Here is a 4,037-nt window from a genome sequence, read left to right on the forward strand (position 1 = left end):
AACCGTACCTTTCTTGAAAGAAAGGTACCCAAAGAACTTTTGCAGAGGTCGTCCCGGTGGGCCGACCACGGGTTCTCTCCGCCTTGTTTCGTTGGGCTGAGATTTTCAGGCGAGGCGCGTTAATCGGGGATATCACCCAAGCGCGCCCGCCGAAAATCCAGCCCAACCATTCGGGCAGACACAGCCAGAGCATCCCGCAGGGATGCGCTCTGAAGTTTTTTCGGTTCCTTTTGTTCACAACCGACGCTGCCAGCGAGAGCAATGCAAACAAAGTTTGCGAATTGCCGAGCGGCGAGGAGGAAAACGAGCGCAGCGAAGTTAAAAAGAACAGTACCCTCAAACCCAAACAACGAAATCAAAGCAAAAAGGTTATTTTCCGAAATGGAAGATGACCGTTTGCTTGAGATCCGGATGGAGCGAATTGGCCACCGGGCACTCATGTGCCGCCGCTTCGAGAATCTTCTTCACCTTCGGTTCATAGTCCGACGGGAACGTCAGCTCCACCACGATCTCCACCACCCGCCTCGGAGCCGTACCCATCACCTTCGTAATCTCCACCTCCGTACCGTCGATATCGAAACCGTGCGTACGCGCCGCAATCCCCATAATCGTCAGCATGCAGCTCCCCAGCGAAGTAGCCAGCAAATCCGTCGGTGAGAAAAATTCCCCCTTTCCCTGATTATCCGTCGGTGCATCCGTCGTAATCCGGTTACCCGACTGCAAATGTTCCGCTTCGGTGCGCAACCCGCCCAGATAGCGGGTATGTACAGTAACTGCCATAATCCTTTGATTTTTTAGAGTTGAACACCCCAAAGATACGGCATATTTTCGTACCTTTGCAACCCTTTTCCTCACCGATTCCATGACACCCTATACCCACAAAACCATTTGGCACATCGCCTTTCCGATCCTCCTCAGCCTACTGATGGAGCACCTGATCGGGCTGACCGACACCGCTTTCCTGGGGCGGCTCGGCGGTCATGCCGGCGAGATCGCCCTCGGCGCTTCCGCCCTGGGAGGCGTCTACTATATCGCCGTCTTCATGCTCGGATTCGGGTTCAGCGTCGGCGCCCAGATCCTGATGGCCCGCCGGAACGGAGAAGAACGCTACCGCGAGATCGGTCCGATTTTTCAGCAGAGCGCCTTTTTCCTGCTCTTTCTGGCCACCCTCGTCTATCTCTTCTCCCGCTTCTGCGCCCCCCGGCTGCTGAGCCGGCTCATCACCTCGGAAGAGATTTACCACGCCACGCTGGAGTACCTGAACTGGCGGATATACGGTTTCTTTTTCATCTTCCTGGCCGTTATTTTCCGCGCCTTTTACGTCGGGATTACGCGGACGAAGATTCTGACCGCCAACTCCATCGTTATGGTGCTCAGCAACGTCGTCCTGAACTACGGCCTGATCTTCGGACGCTTCGGACTGCCCGCTTTGGGCATCGCCGGGGCCGCCATCGCCTCCTCCGTGGCCGAATTAGTATCGTTAGTATTCTTCGCCGTCTACACCTCGACCCGAATCGACTGGCGGCGATACGACCTCTTCCGACGCGTGCGGTTCCGGTTCCGGGAGCTGGGGCACATCCTGAACCTCTCGGCCTGGACGATGGTGCAACAATTCGTCGCCGTCAGCACCTGGTTCATGTTCTTCGTCGCCGTCGAACACCTCGGCGAACGACCGCTGGCCGTGACCAATATCGTGCGGAGCATCTCCTCGCTGCTCTTCATCATCGCCAGCTCGTTCGCCACCACTTCCAGCTCGCTGGTCAGCAACATGATCGGCGCCGAGCAGAGCCGCGACGTCATGTCCACCGTCTGGCGCATCGTGCGGATGTGCTACTGGATCATCCTGCCCCTGATGGCGATCATCCTGATCTGGCCGCAGTTCGTGCTGCGCATCTACACCGACAACCTGCCCCTGATCGCCGCTTCGGTGCCCGCCCTGACCGTCATGACCACCGCCTATCTGTTCCAGACCGCCGCCTTCATCTGGTTCAACACCGTTTCGGGAACCGGGAACACCCGCGCCGCCTTTACGCTGGAGATGATCGCCATCGTGACCTATGCGCTCTACGTCTACCTCGTCGTGATCCGCCTGCGGGCCGACGTGGCCTGGTGCTGGACGACCGAACACGTCTACGGCCTCGTGATGTTCTCGCTGGCCTACCTCTATATGCGGAAAGCCGACTGGCGCAGCAAACGAATCTAACATTCCGACCACACGCCCATGAACATTACCTCCGCCTCTTTTCTGTGCAGCAGCCAGAAAGTTTCGCAATGTCCGCCGGACGACCGTCCCGAATTCGCCTTTATCGGCCGGTCAAACGTCGGCAAATCGTCGCTTATCAATATGCTGACCGGTCGTCCCGGGCTGGCGAAGGTCTCCGGCACGCCCGGCAAGACCCGGCTGATCAACCACTTCGTCATCGACGACCGCTGGGCACTGGTCGACCTGCCCGGCTACGGCTACGCCAAAGTCTCGCGGCAGGAACGGAGCGGTTTCTCGTCGCTCATCACCGGCTACATCCTGAACCGCCGACAACTCTACTACCTCTTCGTGCTGGTCGACGCGCGCCACGAGCCGCAACGGATCGACCTCGAATTCATCCGTTTTCTCGGCACCCACGGCGTACCGTTCGGCATCGTCTTCACCAAGGCCGACAAACTCTCCCAGAGCCAGCTGCACCGCAATATCGAAGCCTACAAACAGCGATTGGGCGAGGAGTGGGAAGAGCTTCCGCAGCTCTTCGTCACCTCGTCGGAAAAGGGGAGAGGACGCGACGAAATTCTGGATTTTATTGAAAATTGTTTAGCCGGAAGCTGAAAAAAAGAGTACCTTTGCCGCAAATCGGAAACAACTTTACACATCACACTTTATCCGCATCGCACACGATCATGAGCGAATCCTCCAAAATCAAATTCTTCGCTTGCCGGAACTCGCGCTATCTGGCTGAAAAAATCGCGAAACACCATGGATCGGAACTCGGCAACTCCGTCGTGCTGGAATTCAGCGACGGCGAATTTCAACCGGCCTATGACGAAAGTATTCGCGGGTGCACCGTCTTCGTCGTCTGCTCGACCTTTCCGCCGGCGGATAATATGATGGAGCTGTTGCTGATGGTGGACGCGGCGAAACGGGCTTCGGCGAAACGGGTGGTGGCTATCATGCCTTACTTCGGATGGGCGCGGCAGGATCGGAAAGACCGTCCGCGGGTCTCGATCGGGGCTAAGTTGGTGGCCAACCTGCTGCATGCGGCGGGGGTCGACCGGATTATGACGATGGACTTGCATGCCGACCAGATTCAGGGTTTCTTCGATGTGCCGGTGGATCACCTGTATGCCAGCGGGGTCTTCGTGCCGTATATCAAGAGCCTCTGTATCGAAAACCTGACGGTGGCGACGCCGGATATCGGGGGGTCGAAGCGGGCGAACGCTTATGCACAATACTTGGGCGCTCCGATGGTGATCTGTCACAAGCACCGGTCGAAACCGAACGTGGTCAGCGAGATGACGGCGATCGGAGAGGTGAAGGGGCGGAATGTCATTCTGTTCGACGATATGATCGATACGGCGGGGACGATTACCAAAGCGGCGGATATGATGAAGAATATGGGCGCTCTTTCGGTGCGGGCGGTGGTGACCCATCCGGTGCTCTCGGGGCCGGCTTACGAACGGATTGCGGAAAGTGCGCTGGATGAGATTATTACTACGGACACCATTCCGCTGAAAGAGGGAAAAGATATCTCGAAGTTCAAGGTTTTGACGGTGGCGGATATCTTTGCCGATGTAGTGGAACGGGTGTACAACTACAAGGAGATCAGTTCGATGTTTATTTTCTAAACATCCGGGATTGTAATATACGTTGGTTTAATTGTGCTGCACGCTGGAGAGTGCTGTTCTTTTTGGTTATGCCTTCCTCCTCGCCGCTCGGCAATTCGCAAACTGCGTTTGCATTGCGCTCGCTGGCAGCGTCGGTTGTGAACAAAAGGAACCGAAAAAACTTCAGAGCGCATCCCTGCGGGATGCTCTGGCCGTCTCTGACC

The 4,037-nt window shown here is 56.8% G+C and carries 5 protein-coding genes; 3 read left to right on the plus strand and 2 right to left on the minus strand.

Annotated elements, in window-relative coordinates:
* Window positions 1-369: 369 nt before the first annotated feature.
* Window positions 370-780, minus strand: coding sequence for an OsmC family protein (locus QZ302_RS09115; RefSeq protein WP_294594672.1), 411 nt, complete (start codon window positions 778-780; stop codon window positions 370-372).
* Window positions 781-862: 82 nt separating this feature from the next.
* On the opposite strand from QZ302_RS09115, the gene QZ302_RS09120 reads away from it, so the two are divergent.
* From QZ302_RS09120 to QZ302_RS09130, 3 genes are all read left to right on the plus strand, one after another.
* Window positions 863-2,203 (plus strand): MATE family efflux transporter, encoded by a 1,341-nt coding sequence (locus tag QZ302_RS09120; protein ID WP_294594673.1) that lies wholly within the window; start codon window positions 863-865, stop codon window positions 2,201-2,203.
* An 18-nt stretch (window positions 2,204-2,221) separates the two neighbouring features.
* Window positions 2,222-2,818, plus strand: coding sequence for a ribosome biogenesis GTP-binding protein YihA/YsxC (yihA, locus tag QZ302_RS09125; protein WP_294594675.1), 597 nt, complete (start codon window positions 2,222-2,224; stop codon window positions 2,816-2,818).
* A gap of 71 nt (window positions 2,819-2,889) precedes the next feature.
* Window positions 2,890-3,834: a ribose-phosphate pyrophosphokinase gene (locus QZ302_RS09130; RefSeq protein ID WP_294594677.1), complete on the plus strand. Its 945-nt coding sequence runs from the start codon at window positions 2,890-2,892 to the stop codon at window positions 3,832-3,834.
* Here QZ302_RS09130 and QZ302_RS09135 read toward each other — a convergent pair.
* The coding region (locus QZ302_RS09135) for a hypothetical protein (RefSeq protein ID WP_294594678.1) at window positions 3,824-4,037 on the minus strand (214 nt) is incomplete at its 5' end. The genes QZ302_RS09130 and QZ302_RS09135 overlap by 11 nt on opposite strands.

Source organism: uncultured Rikenella sp. (assembly GCF_910579375.1).
In the GTDB taxonomy this organism is placed as follows: Bacteria; Bacteroidota; Bacteroidia; order Bacteroidales; family Rikenellaceae; genus Rikenella.